This is a genomic window from Streptomyces sp. NPDC107521, assembly GCF_055598485.1.
The window spans coordinates 391,341-405,379 of sequence record NZ_JBVKAT010000002.1 but is presented as its reverse complement, the minus strand read 5'-3'; the positions used below and the strand labels follow the sequence as shown (position 1 = coordinate 405,379).

Here is a 14,039-nt window from a genome sequence, read left to right as displayed (position 1 = left end):
CTCGGCCTCGGGTGCGGGCCCGGAGGGAACGCCGCTCATCTCGCAGCGCTCGGCATGAGGCCGGTCGGGGTCGGCCTCCCCGCCGAGCAGCCCGACACGGCACGCGAGCGGTGGCCGGGCGCGGACGGGATGGAACTCCACCGGGCCGACGCCCCGGCCTGCCTCGGAGACATGTTCACGATCTTCGACGCGGGCTACAGCGTGTTCGGCGCCGCCTGGTTCACCGGCCCCGGCCCACTGCCGCCGGTCGTTCACGCGGACCTCAAGCCGGGTGGCGTGTTCGCCCTCTCCCGGCGGCCCCCGGTTGAAGCGTCCCACGGCTGCCGGGCGTCATACATCCCGCATCCCGCGCGGGCCCGGAGAAGACCCCGCTGTCGTCAGGCGGTGGGACCACGAACCCGATGTGTGGGCGCTGATCCTCGAGCAAGGCGGCTTCGTGGACGTGTCGGCGTCCGTGCTCGCCCGCCCCCGGGGAGCGGGGGCACGGGCACCCTGTTCGTCCGGGGCGTTCAAGGAGGCCGGGGCCAGGGTACCGGTCCGAATCGACGAGAGCCCGAGACAGCCCGAGACAGCCACCCCTCCGGGATTTCCCGGAGGTCTCCGCGGTGGAGCGGATCTCACGGCTGCGCAGGACAACGGCGTCGTACGGCCGTGACCCGGTGTTCATGGGTCAATGGCAAGCTTGAAACATGAACGATGCTGTCCCGGCGCCCACCCCCGCGCCCGCACCCCGCAAGCGCGCCCGTGTCCGTGCCCCCGAGCTGATCGGCAGGGGCGGCTGGCTCAACACCGGCGGGAAGGACCTGAAGCTCGCCGACTTCCGAGGCCGCACACTGATCTTGGATTTTTGGACGTTCTGCTGTGTGAACTGCCTGCACGTCCTCGACGAGCTGCGCGAGCTGGAGGAGAGGCACCGGGACACCGTCGTGATCGTCGGCGTGCACTCGCCGAAGTTCGCGCACGAGGCCGAGCACCGGGCCGTCGTCGACGCCGTCGAGCGGTACGGCGTGGAGCACCCCGTCCTGGACGATCCCGAGCTGGCCACCTGGAAGCAGTACGCGGTGCGGGCCTGGCCGACGCTCGTCGTGATCGACCCCGAGGGCTACGTCGTCGCCCAGCACGCGGGCGAGGGCCACGCGCACGCCATCGAGCGGCTGGTGGCCGAGCTGGAGGAGGAGCACGCGGCCAAGGGCACGCTGCGGCGCGGCGACGGCCCGTACGTGGCGCCGGAGCCGCAGCCGACCACCCTGCGCTTCCCCGGCCGGGCGCTGCCGCTGCCGTCCGGGAACTTCCTGGTCAGCGACACCACCCGGCACCAGGTGGTGGAGCTGGCGGAGGACGGCGAGAGCGTGGTGCGCCGGATCGGCAGCGGGGAGCGCGGCCTCGCGGACGGCACGGCCGCCACCGCCTCCTTCAGCGAGCCGCAGGGCCTCGCCCTCCTGGAGGACGGCTCGGTGGTCGTCGCCGACACCGTGAACCACGCGCTGCGCCGCCTCGACCCGGCCACCGGCGAGGTCACCACTCTGGCCGGGACCGGCCGCCAGTGGATGCAGGGCGAGCCCTCCTCGGGCCCGGCCCGCGAGGTCAGCCTGTCCTCGCCGTGGGACGTCGCGTGGTGGCGCGGCCGGGTCTGGATCGCCATGGCCGGCGTCCACCAGCTCTGGGCGTACGACCCCGCCGGGGGCACCGTCGCCGTCACCGCGGGCACCACCAACGAGGGGCTCGTCGACGGCCCCGGCGCCGAGGCATGGTTCGCCCAGCCGTCCGGACTCGCGGCCACGCCCGAGCGGCTCTGGGTCGCCGACTCCGAGACCTCCGCCCTGCGCTGGGTGGAGCCGGACGGCACCGTGCGCACCGCCGTCGGCACCGGCCTGTTCGACTTCGGGCACCGGGACGGCGCCGCCGGGCAGGCCCTGTTCCAGCATCCGCTGGGCGTCACCGCGCTGCCGGACGGCTCGGTCGCCGTCAGCGACACCTACAACCACGCGCTGCGCCGCTACGACCCGGCGACCGGCGAGGTGACCACGCTGGCCACGGATCTGCGCGAGCCCAGCGGCGCGGTGCTGGCCGGTGACGACATCGTGGTCGTGGAGTCGGCCCGGCACCGGCTGACCCGGCTCAGGCTGCCGGAGGAGGCGGTGCGGGTGGAGGCCGTCGCCCACCGCACCCGGCGCGAGCCCACCGAGGTGGCGCCGGGCCCGCTGCGGCTGGACGTGGTCTTCGAGGCGCCCGCCGGGCAGAAGCTCGACACCCGCTACGGGCCCTCGACCCGGCTGCTGGTGTCCTCCACCCCGCCCGGTCTGCTGCGCGGCGGCGAGGGCGCGGGCACCGGGCTGTCCCGGGTCCTCGACCTCGACCCGTCCGTCCCGGAGGGGGTGCTGCACGTCTCCGCGATGGCGGCCTCCTGCGACGACGACCCGGAGAACCCGTACCCGGCCTGCCATGTGCACCAGCAGGACTGGGGTGTCCCGGTCCGGCTCACCGGGGGCGGCGTGGACCGGCTGCCGCTGGTCCTGGCGGGGCTGGACGCCTGACGGGCGCGGCGGCGCCGCCGGTCCCGGGTGCGCCGCGCCGGGGCGCGGCGCCGCTCAGACGCCGTAGCCGTCGTGGTAGCCGTCGCGGGTGTGATGGTGGGGCCGTTCCTCGACGACCGGGGTCGCCGGCGGCACGATGACGCGGCGGCGGCGCGCGATGCTGCTGAACGTCGCGACGCCGATCAGGCCGACGACCATGAAGATCACGCCGACGAGGTCGAGGTTGACCCCCTGCATGTCCCAGTCGGTCGCGAACGCGAGGATGGCTCCCACGGCGATGAGGATGATGCATCCGCCGAGGCCCATGAGTGTCGCCTCCCTGTAGGTCCGGTCTGCCCGGTTCTCCGGTCGATCCGGTGGCGATCGGGTACCCCGGGCCGGAACACCCATGCGGGGAACGGGTGTTCCGGCCGTCGGCGGACGGGGCGTCAGCCCGTCAGGAAGGCCGTGAGCGCGTTGGCGAGCAGGTGCGGGTCGTCGGCGCCGCACAGCTCCCGCGCGCTGTGCATGGAGAGGATGGCCACCCCGATGTCGACGGTGCGGATGCCGTGCCGGGCGGCGGTGATGGGGCCGATCGTGGTGCCGCAGGGCATGGAGTTGTTGGAGACGAAGGTCTGGAAGGGGACGGCCGCCTTCTCGCAGGCGGCGGCGAAGACCGCGCGGCCGGAACCGTCGGTGGCGTAGCGGTTGTTGACGTTGACCTTGAGGATGGGGCCGCCGTTGACCCGGGGGTGGTGCGTCGGGTCGTGCCGCTCGGCGTAGTTGGGGTGGACGGCGTGGCCGGTGTCGGAGGAGAGGCAGACGGTGCCGGCGAAGGCGCGGGCCCGGTCCTCGTAGGCGCCGCCGCGGGCGAACACCGAGCGCTCCAGCACCCCGCCGAGCAGGGGACCGTCGGCGCCGGTGTCCGACTGGGAGCCGTTCTCCTCGTGGTCGAAGGCGGCCAGGACCGGGATGTACGGCAGCTCGGCGCCGGAGGCGGCGACGGCGGCCAGGGCGGCGGCCCCGGCGTGCACGGAGAGCAGGTTGTCCATGCGGGGGCCGGCCACCAGCTCCCGGTCGCGCCCCAGGTACGCCGGGGGCTCCACGGAGTGGGTCATCAGGTCCCAGCCGGTGACCTCGCCGGGAGCGAGACCGGCCTCCTCCTCCAGGAAGGCGATGAGGTCGCCGTCGCGGACGGTGTCGCCGAGACCCCAGACGGGCTGGAGGTGGCGCTGCTTGTCCAGCTTGAGGCCGTCGGCGGAGACCGAGCGGTCCAGGTGGATGGCGAGCTGGGGGACTCGCAGCAGCGGGCGGTCGACGTTGACCAGGCGGGTGGAGCCGTCGCGCAGCGACAGCCGTCCGGCCAGGCCCAGGTCGCGGTCGAGCCAGGAGTTCATCAGCGGCCCGCCGTAGATCTCCACGGCGATCTGGCGCCAGCCGTGCGCGCCGGTGTCGGGGCGCGGCTTCACCCGGAGGTTGGGGGAGTCCGTGTGGGCGCCGATGACGCGGAAGGGGGTGTGCGGCGCGGCGCCCTCCGGGACGTACCAGGCCACGATCGCGCCGCCGCGCAGCACGTACTTGCCGCCGGCGGTCCCCTCCCAGGCGTCCGTCTCCGCGACCTGCCGGAAGCCGGCCTTCTCCAGCCGACCGGCGGTGTGGGCCACCGCGTGGTACGGCGTGGGGCTCGCACCCAGGAAGGTCATCAGGTCGTCCGTGTGGCCGCGGTCGAAGCGGGGGGGTTCGCTCATGGGGTTCACCTTAACGACGGATGAGCGCCCGTCCCCCGTCTGCCGGAAGCGGGTCCGGGCGGGGGTACGGAGGGGCAGTGCGGACCGGCCGCGAGGGCAGGGGAGTTGGTACGGAAGGGCAATGGAGGGAGGGATTCCGGACAGTGGAATCCATCCTTCCGGCCACTGGGACCCGGACCTCCGGTCCTGTCGGGACGGCTGCGGAGCCACCCGGCGCAGGCCCCGGCCCAGGTCGGGGGCGTGCCGGGGGCGTGCCGGGGGCGCGCCGGGGGCGGACCGGAGCCGAGGCGGACCGGGCCTGGCCAGGAGCCGTACCGGGGCCGGTCCGCCCCGGGGGTCCTGGGTCGGGGGGCGGTGGTCCGGGGCCCGCGCCGGCCGTGCGGAAGGGGCTCGGGCTCTCGGGGCCCGCCGGGTGCGGACGCCCCGCGGCACCGGGGCCGGGGCACGTCGGAGGAACGGGCGGGTTCGCCTCGGCACCGTGCCCGCCCGGCGGGGACCGGCGGCGCACCCGGTGCGGTCTCCCGGCCGGGCACGGGGACCGGCCGCCCGTTCCGGCCCCCGGGGGGCAGGAGCCGGAACGGGCACCGGAGCCGGGCCTCGGGACAGGCCCGGCGGGGCGGGGGCATGCCCGCCCGCGGGGGAGGCCCACCCGGCAGGGGGAGCCGCCCCGGTAGGGGGAGAACCATGGGCGGCCGGCCCGCTCCGGAGCGGGCCGCCCGGGAACGGACGCCGGCGGGAGCGGCCGGGAGAGCCCCGGCGGGAGGGCGCCCCGGGCGGGCTCCGGCGTCCCCTGGTGGGAAGCCGTCCCGGAGGGCTCCGGAACCGCCCCGACGGGGAGCCGTCCCGGAGCGGAACCGTTCCCGGCCGGAAGCCTCCCGTCAGGCCCCGGCGCGACCCGGCGGGTGGCCGCCGCGTGGTGCCCCGGCGGCTTCCCCGGGGAGGCGGCGGCTCCGGCCGCGGGCCCGCCCCGCGGGGTCAGAACGCCGACTCGTCCAGGTCCATCAGGTCCAGCTCGACGCCCTGCGCGACCTTGCGGGCCAGGGTGACGCCGGGCAGGACGCGGGAGGCGAAGAACTTCGCCGCCGCGATCTTGCCGGTGTAGAAGGCCCGGTCCTTGGCGGAGGCGTTCGGCAGCTTCTCGGCGGCGATGGCCGCGCCCTTGAGGAGCAGGTAGCCGATGACCACGTCGCCGGAGGCGAGCAGCAGGCGGGTGGTGTTCAGCCCGACCTTGTAGATGCTCCGGACGTCCTGCTCGGTGGCCGCGAGGTCGGTGAGCATCAGGCCGACGATGGCCTCCAGCTCCACGGCGGCCTTGGCCAGGTGCTCGCGGGCGGTGGCCAGCTCCTCGCCGCCGGTGGCCAGCGCCAGGAACTTCTTGATGTCCTCCGCGAGCCCGTTCAGCGCGGCGCCCTGGTTGCGGACGATCTTGCGGAAGAAGTAGTCCTGGCCCTGGATCGCGGTGGTGCCCTCGTACAGGGTGTCGATCTTGGCGTCGCGGATGTACTGCTCGATCGGGTACTCCTGCAGGAAGCCGGAGCCGCCGAAGGTCTGGAGCGACTGGGCGAGCTGCTCGTAGGCCTTCTCGGAGCCGTAGCCCTTGACGATGGGCAGGAGCAGGTCGTTCAGCGCGTGCTCGGCGCCGGCGTCCTCGCCCTCCGCCTCCTTGACCTGGATGTCGTCCTGCACGGAGGCGGTGTACATCACCAGGGCGCGCATGCCCTCGGCGTACGCCTTCTGCGTCATCAGCGACTGACGCACGTCGGGGTGGTGGGTGATGGTGACCTTGGGCGCGCTCTTGTCCATGAAGTCGGCCAGGTCGGGGCCCTGGACGCGCTCCTTGGCGTACTCCAGGGCGTTGAGGTAGCCGGTGGAGAGGGTGGAGATCGCCTTCGTGCCGACCATCATGCGGGCGAACTCGATGATGCGGAACATCTGGCGGATGCCGTCGTGCCGGTCGCCGATCAGCCAGCCCCGGGCGGGGTGGCGGTCGCCGAAGGTCATCTCGCAGGTGTTGGAGGCCTTCAGGCCCATCTTGTGCTCGACGTTGGTCGCGTAGACGCCGTTGCGCCCGCCCAGCTCGCCGGTCGCGGGGTCGAACTCGTACTTCGGGACCAGGAAGAGGGAGAGGCCCTTGGTGCCGGGGCCGGCGCCCTCGGGGCGGGCGAGGACGTAGTGGAGGATGTTCTCCGACATGTCGTGCTCACCGGACGTGATGAAGCGCTTGACGCCCTCGATGTGCCAGGAGCCGTCCTCCTGGGGCAGGGCCCTGGTGCGGCCGGCGCCGACGTCCGAACCGGCGTCGGGCTCGGTGAGGACCATGGTGGAGCCCCACTGGCGCTCGACGGCGATCTTCGCGATGTGCTTCTGCGCCTCGTTGCCCTCCTCGAAGAGGATGCCGGCGAAGGCGGGGCCGGAGGAGTACATCCAGATCGCCGGGTTGGCGCCGAGGATCAGCTCCGCGTAGGCCCAGATCAGGGAGCGGGGCGAGGTGGTGCCGCCGATCTCCTCGGGCAGGCCGAGCCGCCAGTACTCGGAGTCCATGAAGGCCTGGTAGCTCTTCCTGAAGGAGGCGGGGACCGGCGCGGTGCCGGTCTCCGGGTCGAAGACCGGCGGGTTGCGGTCGGCGTCGGCGAAGGACTCGGCCAGCTCGTTCTCGGAGAGGCGGGTCAGCTCCTCCAGGACGCTCCTGGCGGTGTCGGCGTCCATCTCGGTGAACGGGCCCGTGCCGTACACCTTGTCGCGGCCCAGCACCTCGAAGAGGTTGAACTCGATGTCCCGGAGATTCGGCTTGTAGTGCCCCATGGCGACGGCTCCGTTGAGAGATCGGCGAGGCACTCGCTCCTCGCTCCTGCGTTCACGTACCAACTAGTAGTCTCCGATGATGCTACCCGTCAGTAATAAGAAGCAACCCCGACTCGTCCATCTGTGACTCGTTACTCGTTACTCTGTGCGGCATGTACGGCTACGACCAGACCGCGGGCCCGCAGCAGCAGTACGCCCCGCCCCAGCAGCCGATGTCCGGCGGGTACGGGCAGCAGCAGCCGCCCCTCTACCCCGAGCCGTCCCCGCCCTCGCTGGCGGACGCCGTGCGCGCCTTCACCACCGGGCAGATGGCGGCGGAGGACTTCCAGCAGATCTTCGCCACCTCGAAGGTCTACTGCCCGCGCGGCGACAACCCCGGCTTCCTCGCCCTGCACAACACCCAGCAGCCGGTGATCCCGATGTTCACCTCGCTCAAGGAGCTGCGGCGGTACGCGGGCAAGGAGTCCAAGTACTTCGTGATCACCGGGGCCGAGGTGATCGACCTGCTGCCGACGGGCTACGGCTTCGTGCTGGACATGGAGGGGGAGCACCGGATGGTCTTCGACGCCAAGGCGGTCGAGCAGATGGTCGACTTCGCGATGCGCCGCATGTACGGCTGACCGGTGCCGCGAGGCGGAGCGGAGCCCGGAGGGAATGCCCTCCGGGCTCCTCGCGTTCCGGGTGGCAGGAAGTTCAATGTTCAACTAGAGTGGTCGCAACCGAGGAGGTACCGACATGCCCGCAGTAACCGTCGAGAACCCGTTGACGCTGCCCCGTGTGGCCGCATCCGCGGACGCCGTGGCACGTCCCGTGCTCACCGTCACCACCGCGCCCAGCGGTTTCGAGGGGGAGGGCTTCCCGGTGCGCCGCGCGTTCGCGGGCATCAACTACCGCCACCTCGACCCGTTCATCATGATGGACCAGATGGGTGAGGTGGAGTACGCGCCGGGAGAGCCCAAGGGCACCCCCTGGCACCCGCACCGCGGCTTCGAGACCGTCACGTACATCATCGACGGCACCTTCGACCACCAGGACAGCCAGGGCGGCGGCGGAACCATCACCAACGGCGACACCCAGTGGATGACCGCCGGTTCGGGCCTGCTGCACATCGAGGCCCCGCCGGAGTCGCTGGTGGTGTCCGGCGGCCTGTTCCACGGGCTCCAGCTCTGGGTGAACCTGCCGGCCAAGGACAAGATGATGGCCCCCCGCTACCAGGACATCCGCGGCGGCAGCGTCCAGCTCCTGACCTCCCACGACGGCGGCGCGCTGCTGCGCGTCATCGCCGGGGAGCTGGACGGCCACGAGGGCCCCGGCATCACCCACACGCCGATCACCATGGTCCACGCCACGCTGGCGCCGGGCGCCGGGATCACCCTGCCCTGGCGGGAGGATTTCAACGGCCTCGCCTACGTGATGGCCGGCCGCGGCTCCGTGGGCGCCGAGCGCCGTCCGGTCCGCACGGGCCAGACCGCGGTCTTCGGCGCCGGTTCCTCGCTGACCGTCCGCGCGGACGAGAAGCAGGACGCGAACACCCCCGACCTGGAGGTCGTGCTGCTCGGCGGGCGGCCGATCCGGGAGCCCATGGCCCACTACGGCCCGTTCGTCATGAACACCCGGGAGGAGCTCCAGCAGGCGTTCGAGGACTTCCAGAAGGGCCGCCTGGGCACCGTCCCGGCGGTGCACGGGATGTCCGAGGGCGGCCTGTAGGACCCGCCGCCCACGGCCGGGCCGCCCCGCTCCGGGGCGGCCCGGCCGCGCGCGTTCCCGGCCCGCCCGGCCCGCCCGGCCCGCCCGGACCGCCGCCCGGCCGCCCGGCCGCGGCTCACCCGGGCGGGCCGTCCGCGCAGGACAGCCGGGACGCCGCGTGATCGGCTGGGGGCGTGCAGACGCTTCCCGGTCCGGTACGCCGCTTCGCCGCGTGGTGCGCCGTCGCCCTGCTCGCCAGCGGTGCCGGCTACGTCGCCGTCCGGCTCTGCGTCGTCTTCCGCACCGCCGTGACCCCCGTCCTGCTCGCGCTGCTCGGCACCGCCCTGCTCGGCCCCCTGCACCGGCGGCTGGTGGCGGCCCGGGTGCAGCGCTCGCTGGCCGCCGGGCTCACCTGCGTCGCCGTGGTCGCCGTGGTGGGCGGGGCGGTCTACGTCGTCGTCGCCGCGCTCGTCGACTCCGGCGACCAGATCGTCGCCTCGCTGAAGGAGGCGGCCCGGAGCATCGCCGACCACTTCGGGGCGGCCGGCACCTCGCTGGACGACGTCGCCTCCAACGCGCGCGAACTCCTCGCCAAGTTCGGCGGCACGGCCGCCTCCGGGGTGCTCACCGGGGTGAGCGTGGTCGGCGAGATGCTCGCCATGGCCGTCCTCGCCCTGCTGCTCGTCTTCTTCTTCCTGCGCGACTCCGACCGCGCCGTCGGCACCCTCCGCGCCCTCGTCCCGGTGCGCGCCGCCGATCTCGTCGAGGCCATGGCCAGGAGGGCCTTCGGGGCCGTGGAGGGCTTCATGCGGGGCACCACCCTCATCGCCCTCATCGACGCCCTGTGCATCACCGTCGGACTGCTGGTGCTCCGGGTGCCGGGCGCGGTCGGGCTCGGCGCGCTGGTCTTCGTCGGCGCCTACATCCCCTACCTCGGCGCCTTCATCTCCGGGACCGTGGCGGTGCTCGTCGCCCTCGCCGACCGGGGGTTCGTCATCGGGCTGTGGGCCCTCGGCGTGGTGCTCGCCGTGCAACTGCTGGAGGGGCACGTGCTCCAGCCGGTGATCCAGAGCCGCACGGTGCAGATGCACCCCGCCGTCGTCCTGCTGGCGATCACCGCCGGGGCCTCGGTGGCCGGCATCCTGGGCATGCTGCTGGCCGTGCCGCTCACCGCCGCCGCCTTCGGGATCGTCCACGAACTCCGGGCGCGCTACGCCGAGGGCACGCCGCCGCCCCCGGCCGCCCCGGCGTCCGGCACCGGCGCGGCGGACTCGTAGATCGCGAACCAGATGCTCTTGCTGCCCCCGCGCGGGGCGACGCCCCACTCGTCGGCGAGCAGCTCGATCAGCAGCAGCCCGCGCCCCGAGGAGGCCATCTCCCCCGGGCTGCGCCGGTGCGGCAGGTCCGCCCCGCTGTCGGTGACCTCCACCCGGATGCGCCGTCCGCCCGGCACTCCGGTGACCTCCGCGACCAGCAGGGCGTCCGCGTCGGTGTGCACCAGGACGTTGGTCAGCGTCTCGGAGACCAGCAGCACCGCCGCGTCCCGCTGCTCCTCGTCGGTCCAGTCGTGCAGCAGGTCCCGCAGGTGCCGCCGGGCGGCGGCGATCCGCTCCGGCTCGGCCTGCGCCACGGTGAGCACGGTGCGCCGCACGGAGACCGGGACGGCGCCGCCCTCCGTGCCCCGCCGGGACAGCAGCAGGAGGGCGATGTCGTCCTCCCGGCGGTCGGCCAGCGGTCCGGGCACATGGTGCGACGGCGGCCCGTGCACCGCCTGGACCAGGGCGTCGGCCAGCGCCTCCAGATCGCCCCGGTGCCGCTCCAGGATGGCCCGCAGCCGGAGCCAGCCGGTGAACAGGTCGTGGCCGCCGGTCTCGATCAGACCGTCCGTGCACAGCATCAGGGTGTCGCCCGGCTCCAGGGCCAGCCGCGTCGTCGGATAGTCGGAGTCGGGGTCGATGCCGAGCGGCAGCCCGCCCGCCGTGGCCCGGATCAGGGCGGTGCCGTCCGCCATCAGGACGACGGGGTCCAGGTGCCCGGCCCGGGCGCTCTCCACCGTGCCCGTCACCGGGTCCACCTCGGCGTAGAAGCAGGTGGCGAAGCGGGAGTCGTCGGAGCCGGCGTCGGCCTGGGTGACCCCGTAGAAGAAGCGGGAGGCGCGGGAGAGCACCGCGTCGGGGCGGTGGCCCTCCGAGGCGTAGGCGCGCAGGGCGATGCGCAACTGGCCCATCAGCCCGGCCGCCCGCACGTCATGGCCCTGCACGTCGCCGATGACCAGGGCGAAGCGCCCGCTGGGCAGCGGGATGACGTCGTACCAGTCGCCGCCGACCTGGAGCCCCCCGCCGGTGGGCACATAGCGGGCGGCGACGCCCATGCCGGGGATCCCGGGGCCCAGCAGCGGCAGCATGGTGCGCTGGAGCCCGTCGGTCAGCTCCCGCTGGGTCTCGGCGGCGCCCGCCCGGGAGAGGGCCTGGGCCAGCATCCGGGCCACCGTGGTCAGCACCGACCGCTCGTCCGGGGTGAAGGTGACCGGATAGCTGAACGCCGCCAGCCAGGCGCCCATGGTGTGGCCCCCCGAGACCAGCGGCAGGAAGGCCCAGGACCGGCGGCCGAAGTGCTCCGCGAGCGGCCAGGTGATCGGGTAGCGGGAGCGGTAGTCCTCGGGTGAGGTGAGGTAGACGGCACGGCCGGTGCGGACCACCTCGGCGGCCGGGTAGTCCGTGTCCAGCGGCATGTGGGGGAACGGGCTGTCGTCCGGCATCTGCTGCCCGTGGTGGCCGATCACCGTGAGCCGGTCGCCGTTCATCCCGAACACCGCGAGCCCGTCCGGGGAGAACCCCGGCATCGACAGTCCCGCCGCGACCCTCAGCACCTCCTCCGTGGACCGCGCCTCGGCCAGCGCCCGGCCCGCGTCCAGCAGGAACGCCTCCCGGGAGCGCCGCCAGTCGCCGGTGACCGCGCTGCGCCCGGCCGGGGTGCCCGGCGAGGGCTCGGTGACCTCCTGGAGGGTGCCGATCAGTTCATACGCCTTGCGGACGGGGTCGAACGACGGCTTGGAGCGGCTGCGCACCACCCGGACCACACGGCTGCGCTCGTCCATGACCCGGACCCGGTTCTCGGCGAGGGTGCCCTCGGTGACGGCGAGCCGGACCACCCCGGTGATCTCGTTCCAGTCCGCGGGGTGCAGCCGGGCCCGCACCTGGGCCTCGGTGAGCACCGTCGGTTCCGCGGGCAGCCCGAGCAGACGGGCCGCCTCCGCGTCGACGGAGACCGCGCCCGTGGCGGTGTCCCAGTGCCACAGACCGGTCGCGAGAGCGGAGAGGACGGCCCCCACCTCGGGCAGGGGCTCACCAGTGCGCATTGCTCCACTCTAAGAAGGGGTGATCGGAGGCTGCCACCCGTCGCTCCCGGCCGCCGGGGTGGGGAGTCGCCCGGCGGGTGCCCGGTACGCTGGGGTTGTTTCACGTGAAACACAGACCCCGATCCGCGAAGGCTGGATGAACGACGATGCATCGGTACAGGTCCCACACCTGCGGCGAGCTCCGCTCCACTGACGTCGGCACCGACGTCCGGCTGAGTGGCTGGCTGCACAATCGGCGCGACCTGGGCGGCATCCTCTTCATCGATCTGCGCGACCACTACGGCATCACGCAGCTCGTCGCCCGCCCCGGCACGGAGTCCTACGAGGCGCTGGACAAGCTGACCAAGGAATCGACCGTTCGGGTCGACGGCAAGGTCGTCTCGCGCGGCGCCGAGAACGTCAACCCCGACCTCCCCACCGGTGAGATCGAGGTCGAGGTGGGCGAGGTCGAGCTGCTCGGCGCCGCCCAGCCGCTGCCGTTCACCATCAACACCGAGGACGGGGTCAACGAGGAGCGGCGCCTGGAGTACCGCTTCCTGGACCTGCGGCGCGAGCGCATGCACCGCAACATCATGCTGCGCACCGCGGTCATCTCCGCGATCCGCCACAAGATGGTGGCGCTCGGCTTCAACGAGATGGCGACGCCGATCCTCACCGCCACCTCCCCGGAGGGCGCCCGCGACTTCGTGGTCCCCTCCCGGCTGCACGCGGGCCGCTTCTACGCCCTGCCGCAGGCCCCGCAGCAGTTCAAGCAGCTGCTGATGATCTCGGGCTTCGACCGCTACTTCCAGATCGCGCCCTGCTTCCGCGACGAGGACGCCCGCGCCGACCGCTCGCCCGGCGAGTTCTACCAGCTCGACGTCGAGATGAGCTTCGTCGAGCAGGAGGACGTGTTCCGTCCCATCGAGCAGCTCATGACGGAGCTGTTCACGGAGTTCGGCGGCGACCGCGAGGTCACCTCGCCGTTCCCGCGGATCCCGTTCCGCGAGGCGATGCTGAAGTACGGCTCCGACAAGCCGGACCTGCGCGCCAAGCTGGAGCTCGTCGACATCACCGACATCTTCGCGGACTCCGGGTTCAAGGCGTTCGCCGGCAAGCACGTCCGGGCCCTGCCGGTGCCGGACGTCTCCGGCCAGCCGCGCAAGTTCTTCGACCAGCTCGGTGACTACGCCGTCTCCCAGGGCGCCAAGGGCCTGGCCTGGGTGCGCGTGGGCGAGGACGGCACACTGAGCGGCCCCATCGCGAAGTTCCTCACCGAGGCCGACGTCGCGGAGCTGACCGAGCGGCTGTCGCTGGCCGCCGGGCACGCGGTGTTCTTCGGCGCGGGCGACTTCGACGAGGTCTCGAAGATCATGGGCGCGGTGCGGGTCGAGGCCGCCCGGCGCGCCGGGCACTTCGAGGAGAACGTCTTCCGGTTCTGCTGGATCGTCGACTTCCCGATGTACGAGCGGGACGAGGAGACGGGCCGGATCGACTTCTCCCACAACCCGTTCTCGATGCCGCAGGGCGGTCTGGACGCCCTGGAGAACCAGGACCCGCTGGACATCCTGGCCTGGCAGTACGACATCGTCTGCAACGGTGTCGAGCTGTCCTCGGGCGCCATCCGGAACCACGAGCCGGACATCATGCTCAAGGCGTTCGCCATCGCCGGCTACGACGCGGAGACGGTGGAGCGCGAGTTCGCCGGCATGCTGCGGGCCTTCCGCTTCGGCGCCCCGCCGCACGGCGGGATCGCCCCCGGCGTCGACCGCATCGTCATGCTGCTGGCCGACGAGCCCAACATCCGCGAGACGATCGCCTTCCCGCTCAACGGCAACGCCCAGGACCTGATGATGGGCGCGCCCACGGAGCTGGACGAGACCCGGCTGCGCGAGCTGCACCTCACCATCCGCAAGCCGCAGCCCAAGTAGTCCCGACGCCGGACGGCCCGGA

General features: G+C 73.1%; 9 protein-coding genes. 5 read left to right on the top strand and 4 right to left on the bottom strand.

Features of this window, described 5'->3' with window-relative positions; genetic code table 11:
• Positions 1–689: 689 nt before the first annotated feature.
• Positions 690–2,534: an NHL domain-containing thioredoxin family protein gene (locus tag ACZ7LB_RS04840; RefSeq protein WP_471465399.1), complete on the top strand. Its 1,845-nt coding sequence runs from the start codon at positions 690–692 to the stop codon at positions 2,532–2,534.
• Between the two features lie 54 nt (positions 2,535–2,588).
• Here ACZ7LB_RS04840 and ACZ7LB_RS04835 read toward each other — a convergent pair whose 3' ends face one another.
• The 3 genes from ACZ7LB_RS04835 to ACZ7LB_RS04825 all read right to left on the bottom strand — a co-directional run bounded on the left by ACZ7LB_RS04835 (position 2,589) and on the right by ACZ7LB_RS04825 (position 7,063).
• The gene (locus tag ACZ7LB_RS04835; protein WP_471465398.1) at positions 2,589–2,840 is read right to left on the bottom strand and encodes a DUF6458 family protein; all 252 of its coding nucleotides are present in this window, start codon (positions 2,838–2,840) and stop codon (positions 2,589–2,591) included.
• A 122-nt stretch (positions 2,841–2,962) separates the two neighbouring features.
• The gene (locus ACZ7LB_RS04830) at positions 2,963–4,261 is read right to left on the bottom strand and encodes a M18 family aminopeptidase (RefSeq protein ID WP_471465397.1); all 1,299 of its coding nucleotides are present in this window, start codon (positions 4,259–4,261) and stop codon (positions 2,963–2,965) included.
• Positions 4,262–5,236: 975 nt separating this feature from the next.
• Positions 5,237–7,063 carry an acyl-CoA dehydrogenase gene (locus tag ACZ7LB_RS04825; protein WP_471465605.1) on the bottom strand — a complete coding sequence of 609 codons (1,827 nt, stop codon included), beginning with the start codon at positions 7,061–7,063 and terminating at the stop codon, positions 5,237–5,239.
• Positions 7,064–7,215: 152 nt separating this feature from the next.
• On the opposite strand from ACZ7LB_RS04825, the gene ACZ7LB_RS04820 reads away from it, so the two are divergent.
• The 3 genes from ACZ7LB_RS04820 (at position 7,216) to ACZ7LB_RS04810 (ending at position 10,026) form a co-directional block, all read left to right on the top strand.
• Positions 7,216–7,683 (top strand): SseB family protein, encoded by a 468-nt coding sequence (locus tag ACZ7LB_RS04820; RefSeq protein WP_161227450.1) that lies wholly within the window; start codon positions 7,216–7,218, stop codon positions 7,681–7,683.
• A 115-nt stretch (positions 7,684–7,798) separates the two neighbouring features.
• Positions 7,799–8,770: a pirin family protein gene (locus tag ACZ7LB_RS04815; RefSeq protein ID WP_471465396.1), complete on the top strand. Its 972-nt coding sequence runs from the start codon at positions 7,799–7,801 to the stop codon at positions 8,768–8,770.
• A 173-nt stretch (positions 8,771–8,943) separates the two neighbouring features.
• Positions 8,944–10,026 carry an AI-2E family transporter gene (locus ACZ7LB_RS04810; protein ID WP_471465395.1) on the top strand — a complete coding sequence of 361 codons (1,083 nt, stop codon included), beginning with the start codon at positions 8,944–8,946 and terminating at the stop codon, positions 10,024–10,026.
• Here ACZ7LB_RS04810 and ACZ7LB_RS04805 read toward each other — a convergent pair.
• Positions 9,960–12,107, bottom strand: a complete 2,148-nt coding sequence (locus ACZ7LB_RS04805; protein ID WP_471465394.1) for an ATP-binding SpoIIE family protein phosphatase — start codon at positions 12,105–12,107, stop codon at positions 9,960–9,962. The genes ACZ7LB_RS04810 and ACZ7LB_RS04805 overlap by 67 nt on opposite strands.
• A gap of 146 nt (positions 12,108–12,253) precedes the next feature.
• On the opposite strand from ACZ7LB_RS04805, the gene aspS reads away from it, so the two are divergent.
• On the top strand, positions 12,254–14,017 hold the full coding sequence (gene aspS / locus ACZ7LB_RS04800) for an aspartate--tRNA ligase (protein WP_471465393.1): 1,764 nt from the start codon (positions 12,254–12,256) through the stop codon (positions 14,015–14,017).
• Positions 14,018–14,039: the final 22 nt, after the last annotated feature.

Excerpts from the sequence above, each read along its gene's own strand:
- ACZ7LB_RS04830 (WP_471465397.1), bottom strand. The coding sequence starts at position 4,261 with ATGAGCGAACCCCCCCGCTTCGACCGCGGCCACACGGACGACCTGATG.
- ACZ7LB_RS04825 (WP_471465605.1), bottom strand. The coding sequence starts at position 7,063 with ATGGGGCACTACAAGCCGAATCTCCGGGACATCGAGTTCAACCTCTTC.
- ACZ7LB_RS04815 (WP_471465396.1), top strand. The coding sequence starts at position 7,799 with ATGCCCGCAGTAACCGTCGAGAACCCGTTGACGCTGCCCCGTGTGGCC.
- ACZ7LB_RS04820 (WP_161227450.1), top strand. The coding sequence starts at position 7,216 with ATGTACGGCTACGACCAGACCGCGGGCCCGCAGCAGCAGTACGCCCCG.
- aspS (WP_471465393.1), top strand. The coding sequence starts at position 12,254 with ATGCATCGGTACAGGTCCCACACCTGCGGCGAGCTCCGCTCCACTGAC.
- ACZ7LB_RS04840 (WP_471465399.1), top strand. The coding sequence starts at position 690 with ATGAACGATGCTGTCCCGGCGCCCACCCCCGCGCCCGCACCCCGCAAG.
- ACZ7LB_RS04835 (WP_471465398.1), bottom strand. The coding sequence starts at position 2,840 with ATGGGCCTCGGCGGATGCATCATCCTCATCGCCGTGGGAGCCATCCTC.
- ACZ7LB_RS04805 (WP_471465394.1), bottom strand. The coding sequence starts at position 12,107 with ATGCGCACTGGTGAGCCCCTGCCCGAGGTGGGGGCCGTCCTCTCCGCT.